Annotated in this window: 20 protein-coding genes; 18 read left to right on the forward strand and 2 right to left on the reverse strand. The window is 38.9% G+C overall.

All coding sequences use genetic code 11. The annotated features are described in order from the left end of the window. Positions 1-192 precede the first annotated feature (192 nt). From LIS78_RS09805 to LIS78_RS09835, 7 genes are all read left to right on the forward strand, one after another. Complete coding sequence (locus LIS78_RS09805) at positions 193-1,086, forward strand: TetR/AcrR family transcriptional regulator (RefSeq protein WP_252285060.1); 894 nt, start codon at positions 193-195, stop codon at positions 1,084-1,086. A gap of 432 nt (positions 1,087-1,518) precedes the next feature. Continuing rightward, positions 1,519-2,457, forward strand: a complete 939-nt coding sequence (locus tag LIS78_RS09810; RefSeq protein ID WP_374726309.1) for a ubiquinol oxidase subunit II — start codon at positions 1,519-1,521, stop codon at positions 2,455-2,457. Between the two features lies 1 nt (position 2,458). Further along, positions 2,459-4,426 (forward strand): cytochrome aa3 quinol oxidase subunit I, encoded by a 1,968-nt coding sequence (qoxB, locus tag LIS78_RS09815; protein ID WP_252285062.1) that lies wholly within the window; start codon positions 2,459-2,461, stop codon positions 4,424-4,426. 1 nt (position 4,427) lies between these two features. Then, positions 4,428-5,027: a cytochrome o ubiquinol oxidase subunit III gene (gene cyoC, locus LIS78_RS09820; RefSeq protein WP_195780399.1), complete on the forward strand. Its 600-nt coding sequence runs from the start codon at positions 4,428-4,430 to the stop codon at positions 5,025-5,027. Next, complete coding sequence (gene cyoD / locus LIS78_RS09825; protein WP_252285063.1) at positions 5,028-5,324, forward strand: cytochrome o ubiquinol oxidase subunit IV; 297 nt, start codon at positions 5,028-5,030, stop codon at positions 5,322-5,324. A gap of 146 nt (positions 5,325-5,470) precedes the next feature. Next, positions 5,471-5,965 carry a universal stress protein gene (locus LIS78_RS09830; protein ID WP_252285064.1) on the forward strand — a complete coding sequence of 165 codons (495 nt, stop codon included), beginning with the start codon at positions 5,471-5,473 and terminating at the stop codon, positions 5,963-5,965. A gap of 354 nt (positions 5,966-6,319) precedes the next feature. Further along, positions 6,320-7,204, forward strand: a complete 885-nt coding sequence (locus tag LIS78_RS09835) for an SDR family oxidoreductase (protein ID WP_035335612.1) — start codon at positions 6,320-6,322, stop codon at positions 7,202-7,204. 56 nt (positions 7,205-7,260) lie between these two features. Here LIS78_RS09835 and LIS78_RS09840 read toward each other — a convergent pair whose 3' ends face one another. After that, positions 7,261-8,163 carry a COX15/CtaA family protein gene (locus LIS78_RS09840; protein WP_116075985.1) on the reverse strand — a complete coding sequence of 301 codons (903 nt, stop codon included), beginning with the start codon at positions 8,161-8,163 and terminating at the stop codon, positions 7,261-7,263. A gap of 390 nt (positions 8,164-8,553) precedes the next feature. On the opposite strand from LIS78_RS09840, the gene LIS78_RS09845 reads away from it, so the two are divergent. The 3 genes from LIS78_RS09845 (at position 8,554) to LIS78_RS09855 (ending at position 11,986) form a co-directional block, all read left to right on the forward strand. Continuing rightward, on the forward strand, positions 8,554-9,990 hold the full coding sequence (locus LIS78_RS09845; protein WP_252285065.1) for an NAD(P)-binding domain-containing protein: 1,437 nt from the start codon (positions 8,554-8,556) through the stop codon (positions 9,988-9,990). A gap of 37 nt (positions 9,991-10,027) precedes the next feature. Further along, the gene (locus tag LIS78_RS09850) at positions 10,028-10,354 is read left to right on the forward strand and encodes a Na-translocating system protein MpsC family protein (protein WP_195780396.1); all 327 of its coding nucleotides are present in this window, start codon (positions 10,028-10,030) and stop codon (positions 10,352-10,354) included. A gap of 255 nt (positions 10,355-10,609) precedes the next feature. Further along, complete coding sequence (locus LIS78_RS09855) at positions 10,610-11,986, forward strand: NCS2 family permease (RefSeq protein WP_252285066.1); 1,377 nt, start codon at positions 10,610-10,612, stop codon at positions 11,984-11,986. 80 nt (positions 11,987-12,066) lie between these two features. Here LIS78_RS09855 and LIS78_RS09860 read toward each other — a convergent pair whose 3' ends face one another. Continuing rightward, positions 12,067-13,401 carry an ArsB/NhaD family transporter gene (locus tag LIS78_RS09860; RefSeq protein WP_209151511.1) on the reverse strand — a complete coding sequence of 445 codons (1,335 nt, stop codon included), beginning with the start codon at positions 13,399-13,401 and terminating at the stop codon, positions 12,067-12,069. Between the two features lie 457 nt (positions 13,402-13,858). Here LIS78_RS09860 and LIS78_RS09865 point away from each other — a divergent pair, with 457 nt between their 5' ends. The 8 genes from LIS78_RS09865 (at position 13,859) to LIS78_RS09900 (ending at position 23,421) form a co-directional block, all read left to right on the forward strand. After that, positions 13,859-14,851, forward strand: coding sequence for a thiamine pyrophosphate-dependent dehydrogenase E1 component subunit alpha (locus LIS78_RS09865; protein WP_425334720.1), 993 nt, complete (start codon positions 13,859-13,861; stop codon positions 14,849-14,851). An 18-nt stretch (positions 14,852-14,869) separates the two neighbouring features. Continuing rightward, positions 14,870-15,904 carry an alpha-ketoacid dehydrogenase subunit beta gene (locus LIS78_RS09870; protein ID WP_013082775.1) on the forward strand — a complete coding sequence of 345 codons (1,035 nt, stop codon included), beginning with the start codon at positions 14,870-14,872 and terminating at the stop codon, positions 15,902-15,904. 24 nt (positions 15,905-15,928) lie between these two features. Further along, positions 15,929-17,158, forward strand: coding sequence for a dihydrolipoamide acetyltransferase family protein (locus LIS78_RS09875; protein ID WP_209151512.1), 1,230 nt, complete (start codon positions 15,929-15,931; stop codon positions 17,156-17,158). A 15-nt stretch (positions 17,159-17,173) separates the two neighbouring features. Continuing rightward, positions 17,174-18,553 (forward strand): dihydrolipoyl dehydrogenase, encoded by a 1,380-nt coding sequence (gene lpdA, locus LIS78_RS09880; protein WP_252285067.1) that lies wholly within the window; start codon positions 17,174-17,176, stop codon positions 18,551-18,553. 264 nt (positions 18,554-18,817) lie between these two features. Next, positions 18,818-20,695: a sigma-54-dependent Fis family transcriptional regulator gene (locus LIS78_RS09885; protein ID WP_209151514.1), complete on the forward strand. Its 1,878-nt coding sequence runs from the start codon at positions 18,818-18,820 to the stop codon at positions 20,693-20,695. Between the two features lie 54 nt (positions 20,696-20,749). Next, entirely contained in the window at positions 20,750-21,799 is a 1,050-nt protein-coding gene (locus tag LIS78_RS09890; RefSeq protein WP_252285069.1) for a 2,3-butanediol dehydrogenase, read from the forward strand. A 140-nt stretch (positions 21,800-21,939) separates the two neighbouring features. After that, entirely contained in the window at positions 21,940-22,077 is a 138-nt protein-coding gene (locus LIS78_RS09895; protein WP_195780388.1) for a hypothetical protein, read from the forward strand. Positions 22,078-22,206: 129 nt separating this feature from the next. Continuing rightward, positions 22,207-23,421, forward strand: a complete 1,215-nt coding sequence (locus tag LIS78_RS09900) for a cystathionine gamma-synthase family protein (protein ID WP_252285070.1) — start codon at positions 22,207-22,209, stop codon at positions 23,419-23,421. Positions 23,422-23,539: the final 118 nt, after the last annotated feature.

Genomic DNA, 23,539 nt, shown 5'->3' on the forward strand with positions numbered 1-23,539 from the left:
TAGTTGTAGCCGGATATAGCTTTTTTTACGGGTATACTATCAGTACATTTTTATACTAACTGTATAAAAATGTACTGATAGTATATAATTATTTTTACTTGTTTATCAAGGAAAAAGGATAAAATTCACGTAGGAAAAGACAGATAAGTTATACTAAATAAAAAGTAAATTGTAAACAGAGGAGTAACAGCAATGAATCAAAAACAGCTCGATATTTTAGGGCATACACACCAGCTTTTTATGGAAAAAGGATACGTAGACACTTCGGTACAAGATATATTAGAAAGAAGCGGTATTTCAAAAGGAACATTTTATAAATATTTCTCATCTAAAAGCGAACTGCTTATCTCATTACTTTCATCTTTGCAAGAATCACTTATTCTACAAAGAGAAAAAGTAGCCATTGAATATAGAGGGGATAATCAGAAGGTATTTCAAGAACAGATGATCTTTATGCTGAACTTTGCAGAGCAAAACAAAATTCCTGAAATTATTGAAAGTACACTCGTTTTAAATGAAGTTAAAACATTTCATTATATAGAGGAATTAAAAGCTGCAACATTCAACTGGATATATGAACGTTTTCAGCAGATTTTTCCGTCTAAGACTTCTGCTTATTTATTTGATGGAGCTGTGCTGTTAGAAGGAATGCTTAATAATATGTTTAAAATGAATAAAGCACTAAATTATCCATTGCCTATTGAACAAATTGTCACTTATTGTATGAAGCGTACAGAGGAAATCGTAATCGAAGTAGCAGAACAAAAAGAACAATTATTTAATCCTTCCATTTACTCTGCGGTATTTAATGAAAAAACGGAAAGTCATTTTTCGACGGATCTGACACGTGTAACCGCGAAGTTAAAACGGGTGATTGAAAATAAACTAACAAACGAAGAGGAGCGGAGAAAGAGTCTAGAATTTGTTACGTTTATATCTGATGAATTACTGCAAAATGATACGGAGCCTCGCACATTTATTATTCAGAGCTCTCTTTTATCGCTAGAGAAAATTAAAAATCTTGCACAGAGCAAAGAGCTAGAGGAATACAAGGAAGTTATAACTGTCTTAACAGAAAATAATTGATTGAGTATTTGGGCAGGTCAAGCAAACAAATTAGTACAAATTAAAGCTCCATATCTTATCTATTACTCATAAAAAAGCTCTTCCAGTTAATAAGAACTGGAAGAGCTTTTTGCTTTTATTAGGCTAGTCGCAAGGCAATGCTGACCTTCCTTCTACACACCACATTTAACCAAATATGTGACGAAATTATGGTAAAGGCGTTCAAACTACATAAAAATCGCTTCAAGTGTGATAAATATCACACCCTTTAACAACCCAACATGATAATTTTTTAGGAGTAAGCAATATGTCATGACAAACTTCAATATGTTAGGAGGTTATTAGCCTTTTGATCTGTTGAGATGCATCTCTAATATGAACGTTTATATACCATTATTATGTACAGAGATTTAAAGGAAGGGAGCCTGAGCTTAGGTGAGAAAGCAAAAATCAATGCATATTGGCAAGTTAATCATTCTCTCCATATTCATTACAATTTTTTTAGCAGGCTGTGATAGTCGTTATTTGATTTTAAATCCACAGGGGGCGGTGGCTCAAAAAGAATACCATTTAATTATTTTTTCCATATTTTTATGCGCAATTGTCGTTATTCCTGTTTTAGGTCTGCTTGTGTATATCGTTTTACGCTACCGTGATAAGCCTGGAAACAAGGCTCCGTATCGACCGGACTGGGACGATAGTAAGCGTCTTGAATTTATTTGGTGGGGGATCCCCATTATTATTATTGGTATTTTAGGTTTCGCTACGGCCAAGACGACGTATGACTTAGTAGATCCGCCGAAAAAAGATGTAAAGCCGCTAACAATTGAAGTAACATCCCTTGATTGGAAATGGTTATTTCAGTATCCGGATCAAAATATTGCGACAGTCAACTATGTCGAAATTCCAAAAGATGTGCCCGTTCAATTCGTTCTAACGTCAGATGCACCTATGAATTCTTTTTGGGTACCCCAGCTGGGAGGACAATTATATACCATGCCGGGAATGGCAATGGGGCTTTGGCTGCAAGCTGATCGCAAGGGAGAATATTTTGGTTCAGGTGCTAATTTTACGGGTGAAGGATTTGCTCATATGAACTTTAAAGTTAAATCTACATCGACAAAAGAATTTAATCAATGGGTAAAGCAAGTGAAAGAAACCGCACCAGCTTTAACAAAAGCTGATTATAACAGTCTTGCCAAACAAGGTCTTTCCTTGGAAAAATCGTATTCTACTATTCCTAAAGGTTTATTCCAAGAAATTGTCATTAAAAACGGTGGTCAATATTATAGTCAGCATCACCATATGAAAAATGAAGACATGAAGACCATGAATGTGGCTTCTGATGAACAAACACATACACAGCACGAGCACCAGGAAGGAGGAAAATAAGTTGTTAGACAAATTAAAAGATTTTTCATCTCGTTTTTTTGTGACAGGGGAGCCGATGATTTACGGAGCTGATGTCGCCATTTTGTTAACACTAGCCGGTATTATTTTTGTTCTTACGTATCTTAAAAAGTGGAAGTGGCTATGGCGTGAGTGGCTTACAACGGTAGATCATAAAAAAATTGGAATCATGTATATGCTTTCTTCATTATTAATGCTGTTTCGAGGCGGAGTAGATGCACTATTAATGCGTATTCAACTAGCATTTCCTCAGTGGCATTTTCTAGATTCTAATCATTACAATGAAATTTTTACTACGCACGGAACCATTATGATTCTATTTATGGCAATGCCGCTTATGTTTGCTTTCTTTAATATTGTTGTGCCGCTTCAAATTGGAGCAAGAGATGTCGCCTATCCTTTTTTAAACGCGGTAAGCTTTTGGCTATTTTTCTTTGGCGCCATGCTTTTCAATTTGTCGTTTGTAATCGGCGGCTCGCCAGATGCAGGATGGTTGAGTTATCCGCCGCTTTCTGGCATGCAGTTCAGTCCTGGACCAGGTCAAGATTTTTATATTTGGGGTATTCAAATATCAGGTATTGGCAGCTTGGCTTCTGGAATTAATTTTATTATGACTATTTTAAAAATGCGTGCGCCGGGCATGAAACTTATGCATATGCCGTTATTCACGTGGTCCGTTCTAGCAAGCTGTATTATTATTATTTTTGCATTCCCTGTATTAACCGTAACGCTTGCTTTATTGTTTATCGACCGCTTCTTTGACGGACACTTATTTACTATGACCGGCGGAGGAAATCCGATGATGTACATTAACTTAATTTGGATGTGGGGACATCCTGAAGTGTATATCGTTGTACTTCCTGCATTCGGCATTTTTTCTGAAATCGTTGCAACGTTTTCTCAAAAGAAAATATTTGGCTATAAATCTATGGTTTTTTCAATGATGATTATTAGCGTTCTATCGTATTTCACATGGGTGCATCATTTCTTTACGATGGGTGCAGGCGCTAATGTGAATGTGTTTTTTGCTATTACCACGATGGCCATCGGAATTCCAACGGGTGTTAAAGTGTTCAACTGGTTATTTACGATGTTCCGCGGCCGTATTCAAATGACGCAGCCAATGTTATGGACAATTGCTTTTATCCCGTGCTTTGTTGTGGGAGGAGCAACGGGTGTTATGCTTTCAGCAGCTCCCGCAGACTATCAGTATCATAATAGCTACTTTTTAGTTGCACACTTTCACCAAGTGTTAATCGGAGGCGTTGTATTCGGCTTTTTTGCAGGTTTGTACTATTGGTGGCCAAAAATGTTTGGCTTTAAACTAAATGACCGTCTTGGTAAATGGGCGTTTTGGACGTGGAATATTGGTTTTTATGTATGTTTCATGCCTCAATACGCATTAGGGTTTATGGGAATGACGCGCCGTATTTATACGTACGACTTTGACATGGGATGGGGACCGCTGAACGTTATCTCTACAGTCGGAGCTTTCTTTATGGGCATAGGGTTTATCTTTCAAGCATGGCAGATTCTTCATGGCATTAAGTACGGAGAACGAGATGTAACAGGGGATCCGTGGAATGGACGTACATTAGAATGGTCCATCCCTTCACCGCCGCCGCACTACAATTTTGCAGTGATTCCAACAGTAACGGGGCAAGATGCGTGGTGGACAATAAAAGAAGAAAGAAAAAAGAAAAAAGCGAAGGAAACAGCTGTTTTTTCTCCGATTCATATGCCTAAGAATTCAGGTATTCCATTTATCATGTCGGTTTTCTGGTTCATTGCTGGTTTTGGCTTAACGTTCCACTGGGTGTGGATGGCGATATTCGGTTTGACAGGAGTAGGAGCCTGTTTACTAGCTCGTTCCTTTCAATACAACTCGGACTATTATATTCCCGTGGATGAAATTCGACATACAGAAGATTCAGTAGGGAGGGTTGGCTGACATGGCTTATGCGACAGCGCACCACGAAGAACATCATCATGAACATGATGAAGGAATCAAAGTTATGGGTTTTTGGCTTTTCCTCGTAACGGACTGCATCTTATTTGGAGCATTATTTGCTACGTATGCCGTTCTTGTTAATCATACTGCGGGAGGCCTTACAGGAAAGGAATTTTTTGAAGTTCCAGGATTTGTTTCTGAAACGTTTATCTTATTAACGAGCAGCTTTACGAGCGGATTAGCTGTGCTGAGCATGCACAAGGAAAAAATAAAGCCTTTAATTGGCTGGCTAATCGTAACTCTGCTTTTAGGTATGTGCTTTGTTGGCCTTGAAATTCATGAATTTCAAACAATGGTTCATGAAGGAGCAACCATTTCCACCAGCGCATTTTTTACAGCTTTCTATACGCTAGTTAGTACGCACGGACTGCACGTTTCTGTCGGCATCATTTGGATGATTTCAATTACAATCCAATTAAAACGATACGGAATTACCTCTGTAACAAAGCGAAAAGTGACGATTATCAGCTTATACTGGCATTTTCTTGATGCTGTCTGGATCTTCCTTTACACGGTTGTGTATTTAATGGGGGTGATGTAGATGGAGAACCATGGGTCGTTAAAAGCTTATACAATAGGATTTATTTTCTCGATTATTTTAACCGTTATTCCTCTGATGCTGGTATTAAACCATGTATTTGCTAAAAATATATTACTAGCTGGCATTCTAGGAATGGCCGTGCTTCAATTTTTCATTCAACTGTTTTTCTTTATGCATATTAAAGACGGAGAGAAGCCTCGTTATAATGTGATGGCTTTAATACTTGGAATCGTTTTTGTTATTACGATTGTAGCAGGATCGATTTGGATAATGACTTTTAACTCTCAAGTTCAATAAAAATGGAGCCGTGCACTACACACGGCTCTATTTTTTAAATTTCTCTACCTTGTGATAAAAATCACATACTTTCGTTTGCGCAAGAAGTAAAATAAAAGTGTAGCAAGGAAAGTTCTTTATAAACGAAAGACAAAGGAGAGAGTATGATGAATATGGCTTATCGTAACATCCTCGTAGCAGTAGATGGTTCTGTAGAAGCAGAGTGGGCATTCAAAAAAGCAGTTAACAGTGCGAAAAAAAATAACGCTCATTTGATAATTTGTCACGTTATCGACATACAGGCGCTAAGTCCATCACCTTATGCATTCTATACGGATACACGCTTTCAAGATGCAGAGAAATTTGCTGAAGAACTTTTAACTAACTATAGTAAGCTAGCCACGAAGGCCGGAGTAACGAAAGTCGAGACATTAATTGAACACGGCTCCCCTAAAACAAAAATATCTAAAAAAATTGCCCCTGAAAAACACGTTGATTTAATTGTGTGCGGTGCAACCGGGTTAAACGCCGTAGAGCGTATCTTAATCGGAAGCGTATCTCAGCATATTTTACGCTATGCCAAATGTGATGTGTTAATCGTTCGCACTCCTAAAGAGGCCGAAGAAGAATCAAAGCCTTTACAAGTGGAACTAACAGAGTAGCAGGACAGAAGAGAAAGAAAGCTTATTGTTCACAGCAAAATACAAAGCTCTCACCATTTATTTAAAGAGGGGGGATAAACGTATTTTAGTTGAAAGCAGATCCGAACGAGGAATCGAGATTCTTAAGGGAGAATCCAAATCGTTCGGATTTTTTCATGGTAATGGTGAACGTAGGTTTCATGTATGCAGCTGTTTCTAGCTTTTGATTGAAAGGCACGGGGAAGGGCAATGAAAGAAACGTGAGGATAATAGAGCACATCAAACATGTTTACTAAAGAAGCAGACGGGAAGAACAAGTATATAGAAAACTTTTCCTTAGTTGGTTAAGGATTCATTCATAAAGGAGTGACGAATATGTCAAAACTAAACAATCCATTAACTCAGTATTTTCATGAAGACTATCCAAAACAGTATCAAGAACCGCCTGGTGTACAAAAAGAAATGAACGTCATTCCAGACTGCGGGGAGAATAGTTACATAGGTGCAGGTAAATTAAAAGGTAGAAAAGCTCTTGTGACAGGTGGAGATTCAGGTATTGGCCGAGCAGCAGCTATCGCTTACGCAAGAGAAGGGGCAGACGTTGCGCTTAATTACTTGCCACAAGAGCAAGCAGATGCAGAAGAAGTACAAAAGCTTATTGAAGCAGAAGGAAGAAAAGCCGTGCTCATACCTGGCGATGTAGGCGAAGAATCTTTTTGCAAGGAGCTAGTAGAAAAAGCTTATAAAGAATTAGATGGTTTAGATGTTCTAGCGCTCGTAGCAGGCAAACAGCAGGCAGTAGAAGATCTTGCTGATTTAGAAACGGACCAACTGCGCAAAACCTTTGAAGTGAATGTTTTCTCTTTATATTGGACCGTAAAAGCAGCGCTGCCTTATTTACCGGCAGGTGCTTCTATTATTACAACAAGTTCTGTACAAGGCTATAGCCCAAGCCCTAATTTATTAGATTATGCAGCTACAAAGTTTGCCATTAACGGATTCACTCGCGGACTAGCCAAGCAATTAGCTCCAAAAGGTATTCGCGTCAACTCCGTTGCTCCAGGACCTATCTGGACGCCGCTGCAAATTTCTGGAGGGCAGCCAAGCGATGCTATTCCAGGCTTTGGACAAGATACACCTTTGCAGCGTGCTGGTCAGCCGGTAGAGTTAGCAAATGTATACGTATTTTTAGCTTCAACGGATGCAAGCTACGTAACAGCTCAAGTTTACGGGATTACAGGCGGAATAGAACTAGCTTAACTCAAAAAAACACGTGCAGCTATGAACTGCACGTGTTTTTTTGAGCTATTTCTGTTTTATTGTCTTTTTCCTTTTAAAGTCTGTACACAAATGTAGCTAAGCGTAGCGAATAAAGCTGTAATGAATGCCGAGTGAGACAGTGTAGCAAAGACATTTAAACGAGACATTACAACAAAGATACCGCTAAATATTTGAGCAATGGTTAAAGCAACCGCAATGATGGACGCGTAGTAAATATCACGGCGGGTTTCTTTATACTGTTTGATGGCAGATACCATAATCCAAATGATAAGAACAAACAGCACAAGAGCAGCAAATCGGTGGGCAAAATGAATACCTGTTGTTCCTGAAAGTTTTGGAATAAGAGTATTGCCATAACAAGCAGGAAAGCTTGTACATGCTAAGCTTGCACCTTTGTGACGTACATATGCCCCTAAATAAATATCGCAGTAAGTAAACAGAAGCGTAAACCATGCGAGCCATTTAAATTTGCCTGTAACCGCTCCTTTAATAAAATGATCCGAACGGTCTTTTTGAATAACAAACATTGAAAGTAAAAATACGCCGGTAAACGCAATAAGCGAAAGACCGAAATGAAGCGCTAGCGCTTCAGCTGACTGAGGCCAGATAACTGCAGAAGCTCCGAGTAATGACTCAATAACGATAAATGCAATACTCATAATCGCTAAAATTTTCACTTCACGGTTTCTGCGATAACGAATCCAAGCCCAAATAGAAAACGCTAAAACAAGAAGACCTGCAAATGCGGTAATCAAACGATGCGTATATTCAATCATTGTTGCTACTGCGTATTCGGGTATTAACTGCCCGTTACACAGTGGCCACTCGTTGCCGCATCCTAATCCAGATCCTGTGGTTGTTACAAGGCTGCCGGCAATCATCAAAATAAACATAACAATCGTTGTAAATATAGCTGTTATTTTAAATAAATTTCTCATACGCTGACTCCCTTTGCTGAGTTACTAATTATGACTATAGATTTGATGAATACGATAGTCAAGTAGTAGAGCGTAATTAACAAATAACTGTCACAAACTTACACACGCTCTCCTTAAAATTGATGTCAGAAAAGCTTTCTTCATTAAACTTTGTAATGGTTTTTTCCTTTTAAACGATGTAAATATGATTCCATACATAAGATATAAAAAAATATATTAGTGATTTTATACAATTTGTAAAAAAAACTTTAGAGAGAATGGAGATACAATCATATTCCAAAAGTGATAATATAAATATAAATCAAATGATGTTATAAAACCTATCATTTTATGTTAGGTATAAAATAAACTTTTTATCACAGAGAAACTTTATTGAAAGGAGAGATAACGATGAGCTTAGAAGCTTTAAATAAAAGAGTAGAAACCGATCTTTCTTACCTTTCCTTCAGGAAACCAACAGAGGTCCAGCCAATTATCCCTAAGAGCGGACACGTATACGATGTAATCATTATTGGAGGAGGTCAAAGCGGTTTAGGAACGGCCTTTGGCTTGCTGCGAGAACGCGTGTCGAATATTCTTGTTATTGATGAAAACCGTTCGGGTTTAGAAGGGCCGTGGGAAACGTATGCGCGAATGATCACGTTAAGAACGCCCAAAAACTTAACGTCTATCGATTTAGGTATGCCTTCGCTTACGTTTCAAGCGTGGTGGGAAGCACAATTCGGCTCAGAAGGCTGGGAAGCTCTTGACAAAATCCCAAGAGGAGACTGGATGAATTATTTGCGCTGGTATCGGAATATTCTTAACCTTCCTGTGGCAAATGAAATAAAATTAACCTTAATTGAGCCTGCAGAAACAGGTATCCATCGCTTGCATATTGAAGGAAATGGAGCCGTGTGTCCTACACTGATGGCACGTAAAGTTATACTAGCTACAGGAATTCAAGGAGGAGGAGAGTGGCATGTCCCGCCTATGATTTCTGAAAAATTGCCGCCTCATCTTTATTCTCACACTTCACAAACCATTGATTTTACTACGTTGAAGAACAAAAAAGTAGCTGTTTTGGGAGGAGGAGCTTCAGCGTTTGATAACGCCAACTATGCGCTTTCCGAAGGGGTTGCTGAAGCTCATGTATTTGTTCGACGAAAAGAACTCCCGCGTATTAATCCAATCAGACAAATGGAAGCTTCAGGAATGATTGAACGTTTCCATGCTCTGTCAGATGCTGAAAAATATGAAGTGATGGCTCATTTTTCCGAATACAATCAGCCGCCTACGAATGATACATTTGGACGCGCTTCCTCATGGCCAGGTTTTCATTTGCACGTACATGCCCCATGGCTCGATGTCGAGGAAAAACACGACAAAGCAGTTGTAACGACTCCTCAGGGAACGTTTACGTTTGACTATTTAATTATTAGCACCGGGCTTCTAACAGATCCGGCTCTGCGTCCAGAATTGCTACTTGTTGAAAGACACATCGCCCGCTGGAGCGATCATTACAAAGCACCACATGAAATCGCCAACCCAGTATTGGATGCCCATCCTTACCTCAGTAACGGCTTTGCTTTTTTAAATCGCGATAAAGAAGGTCAAAAAATGGTATATGGCCTTTTTGCTTTTAATTATTCCGCTTTAATTAGCTGTGGAATTTCTGCATCCGCTCTTTCAGGGCTAAAATATGCGATACCAAAGCTCGTATCAGAAGTCGCCAATCAGCTTTTTATTGATAACCGCCACGAGAATTTAACCAATTTCTTTGACTATGATGAGCCTGAATTTGTCGGCAGCTGGTCAAAGGACAATAATCAAGTGAAAACAATATAGCAAAAACATATTTTTAACAATGAAAAAGGTGAAGCATATGGAGCCGATCTCTAAAAAGAAGATAGCTACTTTGTATACTCAAATTAGCCAAGAAATTTTTAATGTAGGCGTGAATACTCAAAAAATAGATATTATTGATAATAAAATTCTTATACTAGCTCAATCAAAAAGAATGCCGGCACTAGAAGCCCTAAGTGAAGAATATAGAGAATTAGTGATGTCTCTTGATGCCGCTTTGTCGACTATATATAAAAAAATGCTAAAGCAAAAAGTGGAGCTTTTATTTGATATCCAGGTCACTTCTTTATTTAGAGATTATGATCCTGTTACAGAGAATTCTTGTACGGTTATTTGCTTTAAATAACTTCTCTATATAAATTGCAAAACGTTCGATGAAATCGTTTGTTTTGCAAAACACGTAAAAGACGGATGCTTATCTTCTGTTTACAGAAGCAAAGAGCCGTGAAGATAGAAGGATTTCCTTCTGTTTTCACGGCTCTTTTTATAGATATTTTCATAAAAAAGAGAGGCGAAATGGCTAAAAACACACTGTTTTATAGAGGAGCTGTAAAAGCGAGTTAAAAGAAGATGAATCGAAAATTAAAGGAGTGAAAAGCAAGTGGCGATGAATGAAAAAGTTGAAGCTCAGCATATGGAACTAACAAAAAAATCAGCACCTAATCCTTCATGGTTGGATAAGCTGTTTCATTTAACCGAACGCAAAACAGATGTAAAAACAGAAATTCTTGCTGGAATTACTACTTTTGTGACGATGAGCTATATTATCTTTGTTAATCCGACGATTTTAGCAGATGCAGGCATTCCAAAAGAAGCGGCAATTGCGGCGACGATTTTTGCCACTGTCTTTGCAACTCTTTTGTTTGCATTGTGGGCGAACATGCCTATTGCAGTAGCACCCGGGATGGGGCTAAACGCTTTTTTTACGTATACAGTGGTATTGGGTGAAGGGTTAACGTGGCAAACAGGTTTAGGAGCCGTATTTATTTCAGGGGTTGTGTTTTTTATTTTAACAATAACAGGCTTACGCAAGAAGATTATTGAAGGGATACCCGCTATTTTAAAAAGTGCTATTTCTGTTGGAATCGGTCTATTTATTGCTTTTATCGGTTTTAAGCAAGCAGGAATTATTGTAAGCAACAAAGAAAATTTAGTAGCCCTTGGTCAACTTACAAAATCGGGCCCATTACTTGCTTTATTAGGTTTTATCGCGGTAACTGTATTAACTGCTCGAAAAATTAAAGGAGCTGCCCTAATTAGCATTTTGCTAGTATCAATTGCCGGGATGGTGCTGGGCATAGTAGAAGCACCTAAAAGCATCAGCAGCGTGGTGTCGTTTTCAATGCCGAGCATGTCAGAAACTTTTTTACAAATGGATATTAAATCTGCTCTTCATTACGGTCTTTTCTCTATTATTTTTTCATTTACACTTGTGGAGCTATTTGATAATTTAGGATCGATGATTGGATTATCTAAAAAAGCTGGATTAATGGATGAAAAAGGAGAAATTAAAGGGTTAGATAAAGCGCTTATGGCAGATTCTCTTGCGACTGTAGCCAGTGCTGCTATGGGATCTACTGCAATGAATGCGTATGTAGAAAATGCTGCGGGAATTGCAGAAGGAGGCAAAACGGGCCTTAAAGCACTGGTCGTTGCCATGTTGTTTTTAGTGAGCATTTTATTTACGCCATTAATTAGCATTATTCCTGCTTTTGCTACAGCGCCTATTTTAATTATGGTTGGAGCTCTCATGTTAACGGAAATCAAAAACATTCCTTTAGACGAGATAACAGATGCTGTGCCTGCTTTTTGTACCATTATTTTGATGCCGTTAACGTTTAGTATCGGCGAAGGCTTAGCGCTAGGATTTTTATCTTATACATTCGTTAAATTGTTAGCCGGCAGGGCAAAGGAAATTCATTGGATTATGTACATTATTAGCGCCGCTTTTATTATCAACTTCGTTTGGGCCGCCTGAGTGCATATACCTAGAGCAAAAAAGACTTCTCAATTGAGAAGTCTTTTTTACTGTTCTTGTAGATTTCAATTTCTCTTCCCTTACAGGAATAAAAGATAGCGAAGGAAGATATATAACGTTGAAATCAAAAGAGATACGAGCGTGATGGGAGCTCCAATTTTCAAAAAGTCCATAAACGAAAATTTATGTCCTTTTTTTACAGCCATGCCAGCTACAATTACGTTAGCAGACGCTCCAATTAACGTACCGTTTCCTCCCAAACATGCTCCTAGAGCCAGTGACCACCATAGTACACTGATTTGAGCAGAATCAGGGCTCATTCCCATCCCATGAGCCATATCTTGAATAAGTGGAATCATTGTAGCAACAAAAGGAATATTGTCAATAACAGCTGAAGCAATTCCGCTAATCCATAAAATGAGATAGGCTGACAGTGCGATGTTGCCGTCTGTAACGTTTAACGCGCCTGCAGCAAGTTTTTTGATGATGCCTACATCGATTAATCCTCCGACAAGAACAAACAAACCTGCAAAGAAGATAATGGTTGTCCATTCAACAGAATCAAACGCGCTTTCTACTTCATCATGAGTTCTTAATCCAATTACCAATAATACAGCAGCACCTGTAATGGCTACCATAGCGGCATCGATATGTAAAACGGAATGCAGGGTAAAACCCAAAATCGTTAATACTAATACAGTTAACGATTTTTTCATTAAAACGGAATCTTGAATATAATCTTTTTCATTTAAACTCATTAGCTCTTGCTTTTTACTATCTTCTACTTTTAACTTTTTACGATAGATAAGAACAAGAATCCCCAGCGTAACAACACCGATAATCAGTACTGCAGGAGTTAAATTTAATAAAAAAGCATTAAAATCAAGGTGAGGGTTCGCTGCCCCAATCATGATATTAGGCGGGTCTCCTATTAAAGTTGCCGTTCCTCCAATATTTGAAAACAGTACTTCTGATATAAGAAACGGAAAAGGATTAATATTTAAAATAGTAGTAATTGAAAAGGTAACGGGAACAATTAATAAAACCGTTGTTACATTGTCTAAAAAAGCTGATCCCACGCCTGTTAAGATCGATAAAATAACTAGAATTCGAACTGGATCACCTTTAGCGATTTTAGCAGACTTGATGGCTGCGTATTGAAACACGCCTGTTTTATTTGTAATGCCGACTAAAATCATCATACCCATAAGAAGGACAATCGTTTCCCACTGAATGTGTTCGGTAATAGCATTATTAAAATCAACAATACCTAATAAAATCATTAATATAGCACCTAAAAGAGCTGCTGAAGCGCGATTGATCTTTTCAGTCATAATCAGAAAATATGTAATGATAAATATAATAATGGCTGCGTATACATGAAAACTTGTAATGTGTTGAATTGCATTGTGCATAACAGTAACCTGGCGATATGTCATCTAGTGACGAGAACTTTGGATGTTGTCCAGGTTTTCACCTCATCTTTCCTCGATTAATTTACATCCAGCTTTACGGTAAAACTTTTATAAAACCCGTTTTACTTTAACCAACCTCCTTTAAAAGCTTTGGTGTTCTTCAAAATTAAGACGATTCCTTCAGCATTATATCATATTTACATAAAAGCTTTCTTGTTGATTATTCAATGTTGTTTTCGTCACGCAAGCTTATTATGTACCTTAAATTCAGTTTACATGATTTATCTGTCTAATTTTGGACAAAGTTAGACAAAGCTGGAATGGTGTCCAATTTTGTCTAACTTTACGAGACAAAATAAAACAATAGATTGCTAGTACAAGGCGATTTCAATGTTGGCACGGTACTTGCAAGAATAGTTAAGTGAAGTCTAGAAATCAAATGAGGAGGCTCACTATAATGAAAACTGCTCAAAATAAAACAGAAAAGCTCACGAAAGAAAAAGCCAGCTGGATGTATCAGAAAATGGTAGAAATTCGAAAGTTTGAAGATGAAGTACATCAAATTTTCGCAAAAGGAGTACTGCCTGGTTTTGTTCATTTGTATGCAGGTGAAGAAGCAGTCGCGGTTGGAATGTGCGCTCATCTTAACGATAGTGACAGTATTACGAGCACTCATCGCGGACACGGCCATTGTATTGCTAAAGGCGGCGATTTAGATGGAATGATGGCTGAACTTTTTGGAAAGGTAACCGGGTTAGGCAAAGGAAAAGGCGGATCCATGCATATCGCGGATTTGGATAAAGGAATTTTAGGAGCAAATGGAATTGTCGGAGGAGGCTTTCCGCTTGCATGTGGTTCTGCTTTAACCTCTAAGTATAAAAAGACAAAAGATGTAAGCGTTTGCTTTTTTGGCGACGGAGCGGGCAATGAAGGAACGTTTCATGAAGGAATTAACTTAGCAGCCATTTGGAAACTGCCGGTTGTTTTTGTTGCTGAAAATAATGGCTACGGAGAGGCAACTCCATTTTCTTATGCTTCAAGCTGCAGCGCAATTGCAGACCGTGCAGCATCTTATAACATTCCAGGCGTACGAGTGGATGGAAAAGACGTGATGGCTGTTTATGAAGCAGCTGCAGAAGCTATCCAAAGAGCTCGCAGAGGGGAAGGTCCAACATTAATTGAATGTGTAACGTATCGAAATTACGGGCATTTCGAAGGCGACGCACAAACGTATAAATCAGGAAATGAAAAGAAAGAACATCTTCAGGAAAAAGATGCTATTGCTCTTTTTGAAAACTATTTGCTTTCAGAACAAGTAGTAACAGAAAAAGAGCTAAGAGATATTGATGATGATGTAGAAAAAGCAGTAAAACGCGCAGTGGAGCTAGCAGAAACAAGCGATTATCCTGATGCTTCGGAACTATTAACGGATGTTTATATATCTTACTAATTGAAGGGGGAAAAGAAAATGACTAGAAAATTAAGCATGTCTGAAGCTATTAACGAAGCTATGAAACTAGCGATGCGAAAAGATGAGAATGTGATTCTTTTGGGAGAAGATGTAGCTGGCGGAGCGGAAATTGACCACCTGCAAGATGATGAGGCGTGGGGCGGGGTCCTTGGAGTTACGAAGGGGCTTGTACAAGAATTTGGACGTGAAAGAATTCTTGATACGCCTATTTCAGAAGCAGCTTATATAGGAGCTGCAATGGGAGCGGCAGCTACAGGGTTAAGACCGGTTGCAGAATTAATGTTTAATGACTTTATTGGCTGCTGTTTAGATCAAGTGCTAAATCAAGGTGCTAAATTTAGATACATGTTTGGAGGAAAAGCAGAAGTGCCCGTCACGATTCGAACGACTCATGGAGCAGGATTTAGGGCTGCAGCTCAGCATTCTCAGAGCTTGTACGCTTTGTTCACTAGCATTCCTGGCATTAAAGTAGTGGTGCCTTCTAACCCTTACGATGCAAAAGGATTATTGTTGGCAGCAATCGAAGACAATGATCCGGTTATCTTTTTTGAAGACAAAACATTGTACAACATGAAAGGAGAGGTTCCTGAAGGCTACTATACGATTCCGTTAGGGAAAGCTGACGTGAAACGCGAAGGAACAGATTTAACCATTGTAGCAATTGGAAAACAAGTAAATACTGCACTTACGGCAGCAGATCAATTATCTCACAAGGGAATTGACGTAGAAGTAGTCGATCCGCGAAGTCTATCACCTTTTGATGAAGAGACCATTCTTTCGTCTGTAGAAAAAACAAATCGATTAATTGTCATTGATGAAGCCAATCCAAGATGCAGCATAGCAACAGATATTGCTGCGCTAGTTGCCGATAAAGGATTTGACATGCTTGATGCACCTATTAAACGAATTACAGCACCACATACACCTGTGCCATTTTCTCCTCCATTAGAAGATATTTATCTGCCAACGCCACAAAAAGTAATTGAAGTTGTATCGGAGTTACTAGGAGATAAATCGCTTCTAAGCGTGTAATTAAAGAAAAGGAGGAGGAAGAAAATGGCTGCAGAGGTTGTAATGCCAAAACTAGGCATGGCAATGAAAGAAGGAACCGTTTCGACATGGAACAAAAAAGTTGGAGACTCCGTTTCAAAAGGAGATATGATTGCAAGCATTAATTCTGAAAAAATAGAAATGGAGATTGAAGCTCCGCAGGACGGCGTGATTCTTGATATTCTTGTGCAAGAAGATGTAGGAGTGCCTCCTGGAACGATTATCTGTTATGTTGGAAAGCCAAACGAGCAGCTTACTGAGCAAAACAGTTCAGCAAATGAGCTGCAAGCGCCTAAAAACGAGGTAGCGGCTGCTGTCTCTTTAGAAGAGCCACCAGCAAACGCAGCTCCATCAAAAAAGAGGAAAGAAACTGTGCTTATTTCACCAATTGCACGGAAAATAGCAGAATCTGAAAACCTTAATGTTGAAACGATTAAAGGCACAGGACCAAAAGGAAGAATCACAAAAGCAGATGTGGAGAAAGTGCTGGCGGAAAGAGCTTCAGAAGCGAGTCCCCCATCGGTAGAAAGAGATAACCTCGCTATAAACAAAGAAACGCTTCCAGTAGCGGGCATGAGGAAAGTCATTGCAGGTCGAATGCATAATAGTTTATTAAACAGTGCCCAATTAACGATTAATATGAAAGCTGACGTGACGGATTTACTGTCTCTTCAGAGAGAAATCAAAGATGTGATCCAACAACGCCATAAGGTGAAAATCTCTCTAACCGATTTTATTGCTCGCGCTGTTGTTCTTTCACTTCAAGAACATAAACAAATGAACAGTGCCTATATAGATAACGAAATTCATCTCTATAACCATGTTCATCTTGGAATGGCCGTAGCTTTAGAAAATGGGTTAGTTGTTCCTGTTATACAACATGCTGAAAAGATGTCGTTAGTTGAATTAGCTGCAGAGCTTAAAACACGAGCAGCGAATGCTCGGCAAGGTCAGCTGAGTGCTGATAGAATGCAAGGTTCTACATTTACTATTACTAATCTAGGTGCTTACGGAGTAGAGTATTTTACACCTGTATTAAACCCGCCTGAAACAGGAATTCTTGGTGTTGGAGCTACTGAAGATGTACCGATGTATCAAGGAGACGAATTACAAAAAAGAAACTTGCTGCCTTTAAGCCTGACGTTTGATCATCGCGTACTGGACGGAGCACCTGCAGCTAATTTCCTTGGAACCATCAAACAATACTTAGAACAGCCTATTTTACTACTCTTATAGAAAGGGGTGCATCCCGTGAATAATTTAGTTGTGATTGGCGGCGGTCCTGCAGGATATGTGGCTGCAATCACTGCCGCCCGGCAAGGAAAAAAAGTTACGTTAATTGAACAAAAAGATTTAGGGGGAACATGTTTAAATGAGGGCTGTATGCCAACAAAGTCATTATTAGCAAGCGCGGAAACCTATGAGAAAATTAAGAAAGCTGAGCAATTCGGCATCACTCTTCCTTTAGAACAAGTGAAAATTAACTGGGATGGCGTTCAGCATCATAAAACAAACATTGTTAAAAAACTGGTTCAGGGAATTGGCTATTTGATGAAAAAAAACAGTATTAAAGTCATGAAAGGAGAAGCTTCCTTTTTGACAAATCATCGTCTAGCCGTGCGGAACGAAAATCAAGTAGAAGAGGTAGAGGCTGAACAGTTTATTATTGCTGCGGGTTCAGAACCTGCTAGCCTGCCATTTTCTCCATTTGATGGAAAATGGATCATTCACAGTGGACAAGCGATGTCGCTGCCTGCTATCCCTTCATCTCTTTTAATAGTAGGAGGGGGTGTAATTGGGTGTGAATTTGCAAGCATTTACAGCCAAATGGGAACAAAAGTAACGATTGTGGAAGCGGCAGAACAGCTGCTTCCTGGTGAAGATCCCGATATCGCATTTACGTTACGGGAAGAGTTAGAGAAAAAAGGCGTAGCGATTTATACATCCTCTTCGTTAACAGAAATGCAGCCAGAAGATAAAACAGCTCTATTTAAACATAAAGAAGAGCTGCATGAACTGCAATCTGACTATGCATTAATTTCAATTGGAAGAAAACCTAGAGTGCTAGGTTTAGGTTTAGAAAAGGTTGGCATACATTTTTCAAAACAAGGAATTGATGTTAATGAGCATATGCAAACGAATATACCTAATATCTATGCTTGTGGAGATGTAGTTGGCGGAATTCAGCTTGCTCATGTAGCCTTTCATGAAGGCACAGTTGCTGCTTTGCACGCATGTGGAAAAGATAAGAACGTAAATTACCGAGCTGTACCACGCTGCATCTATACTCATCCTGAAATTGCAAGTGTCGGTATGACAGAAAAGCAGGCCCGAGACGCATACGGCGATATTCGTGTCGGAGAATTCTCGTTTACGGCAAACGGCAAAGCAATGATTGCAAATGAGTCCGTTGGAAAAGTGAAGGTAATAGTAGAACCACAGTTTAATGAAATTATTGGGCTTTCCATTGTAGGTTCACATGCTACAGAATTAATTGGACAAGGAACCATCATGCTGCACGGAGAATTGACCACAGATGTAATGGAAGATTTTATTGCTGCTCATCCTACATTATCCGAAGCAATTCATGAAGCTCTTTTGCATTCAGCGGGTCAGGCCGTTCACTCCTGATTACGCAGGTGCCCAAGTTATTAAACTCTTTAAGGATGAAAAGTAAAAATGAATAATTCAAAAAGATAAACTAGAGGATGAAGGAATCACAGAAGAGGTATAGGAGTTTTCCTGCATCCTCGTCTAGTTTCTTTATTAATTTTTACATAACGTGAGTTTAAAAATCTATCTTTGATAATGATAACGTTTTCTTTGTGATTTATAATAATGGTAACAAGCCTTGATTTACTATATTCAATTAAGTTTATAGGGGAGAGGTATAGAATGGAATCCACACTTTCTTTAAACACATGGAAACGTTTTGTAAACGAAGGGGCACTTGAATCCTCAAGGTTAAACGACATTATTGTAAAGTCATGGCATCGTTGTAAAAGCGCAGATGTTAATCCTTACCTAGATAAAGGCAGATCGATTCTAAGAAATGAAGCCTTTCATTCTCGAAAACAAATGAACTCTTTATTTCTTGATACGGCTTTGCCGCACTTAGAAAGAATAAAACAGTCAACGGCGGATTTAGGAATGGTTGCTCTATTAATTGACCCAGAAGGCTATATTCTATCTATTACAGGAAATAGACTTACATTGAATGAAGCAAGGAAAATTAATTTTGTGGAAGGAGCCTGTTGGACAGAGAAAGAAGTAGGAACAAATGCAATCGGCACGGCTCTGCAAACTGAAGAGCCCATTATGATAACGGGTACAGAACATTATTCGATTGCTTCGCATCAATGGAGCTGTTCAGCAGCGCCTGTTCGAAATGACGACGGAAATTTAATTGGGATTATTAATATTTCTTGTCCTGTAAACAGAGCTCACCCTTATATGCTTGGAATGGTTACGTCCATCGCGTATACAATTGAGCGGGAATTAAGCATTCGAATGCACAAAGACGAAATTGAGTTGGTTCATGCTTCTATGAATTTTGTTGATAGCAAGCAGCTCTTGCTGCTTTGCAATTACAAAGAAGTGATTGTAGGAGCAAGTACAACCGTTCGGGAATGTATACCAAAATGGTCAGGCCTGCAGTTGAACACGATTGTACAACAGGGATTTCGTATAGTGATGGAAGTGCCTGTAATTTCAAAAAGACACGGTCATTCTATTGGAAAGATTATTTATTTATCAGAAGAAGCAACTCATAACCAAACAACTAAACAGATCTCTGCTCAATCATTTTGTTTTAAAGGAGAAGCAGGCATAAGCCGTTCCTTTCAGCAAACACTAGAAGAAATAAAGCATGCGGCTCCTACGGATACAACGGTCTATATTTTAGGGGAAACAGGTACTGGAAAAGAAGTAGTAGCCCGAACGATTCATGAAAACAGTTCGCGTAAAAACGGGCCTTTTATTGCTCTTAATTGTGGTGCCATTCCGAAGGAACTTATGGAAAGTGAATTATTTGGCTATGTGGAAGGAGCGTTTACAGGAGCACGGCGTCAAGGATATCAAGGAAAGTTTGAGCAGGCTAATCACGGTACGATTTTTCTTGATGAAATAGGTGAACTTCCTCATTCTATGCAAGTTTCTTTGTTAAGAGTATTGCAAGAGCGCAAGGTAACGCCTGTTGGAAGCAATCAGGAAATTTCGGTAGACATCCGGATTATTACCGCTACTCATCGAGATCTTCGTCAACTTGTCAGTGAAGGGAAGTTTCGAGAAGATTTATACTATCGACTTCACGTGTATCCCGTGCATGTTCCGCCTTTGCGAGAAAGGAAAGAAGATATTCCACATCTGATGCGCTACTTTTGTCAAAAGAATGCTTGGAATATGAATTTCCCCAAGGAATTAGTAGATAAATTAATAGATTACCAGTGGCCCGGCAATATTCGAGAATTATTTAATGTACTTGAACGCTTGAAGATCTCGCTTAAAACAGAAGCAGAAAAAGAGAGGATATTGAATTATTTAAGTTCTTTAAATCTTGGTGGCCAGAAGAACATCTCTCACTCTGATACTTCACAAGAAATAGAAGACAATGATTCTACGTCCCTACCCGCACTCACATTTCGTGAAAAAGTTCAAAAAGACCTAATGATGGATGCTTTACGTAAAACACAGGGAAATGTGTCACTTGCCGCTAAGCTGTTAGATATACCAAGAAGTACATTTTATAACAGATTAAAAAAATTCAATTTGTAAGCTGAGAGTTCGTAGCTGTTTTAAACTTTTAAATAAGGATAGGAGCTGAGTAGAATGAAAGCATTAAGATGGCATGGCGTTAAAGATGTAAGGTTAGAACATATTGCAGAACCTACCGTCTCTCAAGGGAAAGTGAAAATTAAAGTAGAATGGTGTGGAATTTGCGGAAGTGATTTGCATGAGTACACGGCAGGACCAATTTTTATTCCTACAGAAGAATCCCATCCATTAAGCAAAGATAAAGCGCCGGTTGTGCTGGGGCATGAATTTTCTGGACAAGTTGTAGAAATCGGAGAAGGTATTACGAATGTAAAAGTCGGAGACAGAGTAGTAGTAGAACCTATCTATGCATGCGGAGAGTGTGAAGGCTGTAAACAAGGAAAGTATAATCTTTGTAATAAAATGGGGTTTTATGGTCTTGCAGGAGGAGGCGGAGGTTTTTCTGAGTATGCCTCCATACCGGTAGAAATGATTCATAAAATACCGGAAACGGTGTCTTACGAGCAAGGAGCTCTGGTAGAGCCTTCAGCTGTGGCTCTTCATGCTGTGCGCCAAAGCAAACTAAAGGTAGGGGATAAAGCCGCTGTATTTGGGACGGGGCCAATCGGTTTGTTAGTCATTGAAGCGTTAAAGGCATCGGGTGCATCTGAAATTTATGCCATTGAACTATCGGAACAGCGTAGACAGAAAGCAGAAGAACTTGGGGCGATTGTCATTAACCCGCAAGAATACGATCCCGTAGCAGAAGTACATAAGCGCACAGGCGGAGGTGCAGATGTTTCATACGAAGTTACAGGTGTTCCCTTAGTTTTAACTCAAGCCATTAACTCTACCAAAAGTGGCGGAGAGACAATGATTGTTAGTATATTTGAAAAAGAAGCGTCCATTCATCCCCAAACAATCGTTTTACAGGAGCGTACAGTAACAGGTATTATTGGCTACCGCGATGTATTTCCAGCGGTTATTAGTTTAATGGCAAAAGGATATTTTTCTGCTGATAAACTGGTGACAAAACGTATCAAGCTAGAGAATGTGATTGAAGAAGGTTTTGAGACATTGTTAAAAGAAAGAGAACAGGTGAAAATTTTGGTGAAAGCTGAATAATAAATAAGAGACGGGGACAAAAGTAGTTTAGTTGAAGGAAGATCCGAACGAGTTTGATTCTTCATGGAGAATCAACTTCGTTCGGATTTTTTCATTGGTATGGGAAACGTAGGCTTCATGTATGTAAGTGCTTCTAACGGTTGATTGAAGGGCAAGGTCCACCCGCCGCCCGCGGAAAGCGAAGTCATGTACGGAAATCAACAGCGGTGTCACAAGCACTCCAGATCATTTATTCAATTCGTTCGTCCTTGGATTGGATTGATTTCGTTATGTCTTGATCTATTTTAAATTTAATGAGGAATGTACGTATATTTTATTATCAGATTATTCTGTACTATATACAGTATATTGTATACAATATATAATCTAATCATTATCTAATTAATAAAACCAGAGGTGATGAGTGAATGACAGACAAACAGTTTAGAAATGTACAAGACGGAACAAAAGCGGTATGGGCAGGAGAAAAAGAATCGCTTGCTTACAATGCCACTCAAGTTCCTGTCGTCTTCAGCGTAGCTTATAATTATGATGATGTAGACGAATGGCAAGAAGTTGCGTTAGGAAACAAACCAGGCTATACGTATAATCGCATGAGTAATCCTACGGTTAAAGCTTTTGAAGAAAAAGTAAGGATACTTGAAGAAGCAGAAGAAGCGGTCGCATTTTCCTCCGGAATGGCGGCTATTAGCAGCACATTATACACTTTTTTAAAACCGGGAGACCGCGTCGTATCGGTAAAAGATACATATGGAGGAACAAATAAAATCTTCACTGAGTTCCTTCCTAACATCGGAGTTGATGTAACCTTATGCAATACGGGAAATCATGAAGAAATTGAAGCGGAAGTAAATAAAGGATGTAAAGTGCTATATTTAGAGTCGCCTACAAATCCTACGATGAAAATTATTGATATTGAAAGAACAGCGAAAGCAGGAAAATCGGTAGGGGCAGTCGTCATTATTGATAATACATTTGCGACACCCATTAATCAAAACCCTCTTCAATTAGGGGTAGATTTTGTCATTCACAGCGCAACAAAATTTTTAAGCGGACATGCGGATGCCTTAGGAGGGGTAGTATGCGGCTCTAAAGAATTAATGCAGCATGTGTATCACTACCGTGAGATCAATGGCGCGACCATGGATCCCATGTCAGCGTATCTTATTTTAAGAGGAATGAAAACGTTAAAATTACGTATACGTCAACAAGAACGAAGTGCTTTGGAAATTGCTAAATTTCTTCAAAAGAAAGAAGCTGTTGAAGCCGTCTATTATCCTGGATTGGAAACACACCCTCATCATCATATTGCCAAAAAACAAATGAAAGGCTTTGGCGGAATATTAAGCTTTGTTTTAAAAGGAGAAATGGAAGCTATTAAAATTTTGCTGCCAAAGTTAACGTATGCAAATAAAGCCGGCAATTTAGGAGCGGTTGAAACGATTTATGGACCAGCAAGAACGACTAGTCACGTAGAATGTACGCTTGAAGAACGTAAAGCCCTTGGAATATCTGAAGGACTGGTTCGCATATCTGTAGGAATTGAAGATACGGAAGATTTAATTGCAGACTTAGAACAAGCATTTGCTCACTTAGAATCCGCATCATCTATTAGTAATTAAAAAGACACGTATTACTTTTTTTAATAAAAATAAAGTAAGCACCTCTTTTTAGTTGGTAGACACTTCTTCAAAATTGCAGAGGTTTTGTGGAATAAAGCTGATAAATTAAACTGTACGT

The sequence above is a fragment of the Priestia megaterium genome (assembly GCF_023824195.1).
Taxonomy (GTDB): domain Bacteria; phylum Bacillota; class Bacilli; order Bacillales; family Bacillaceae_H; genus Priestia; species Priestia megaterium_D.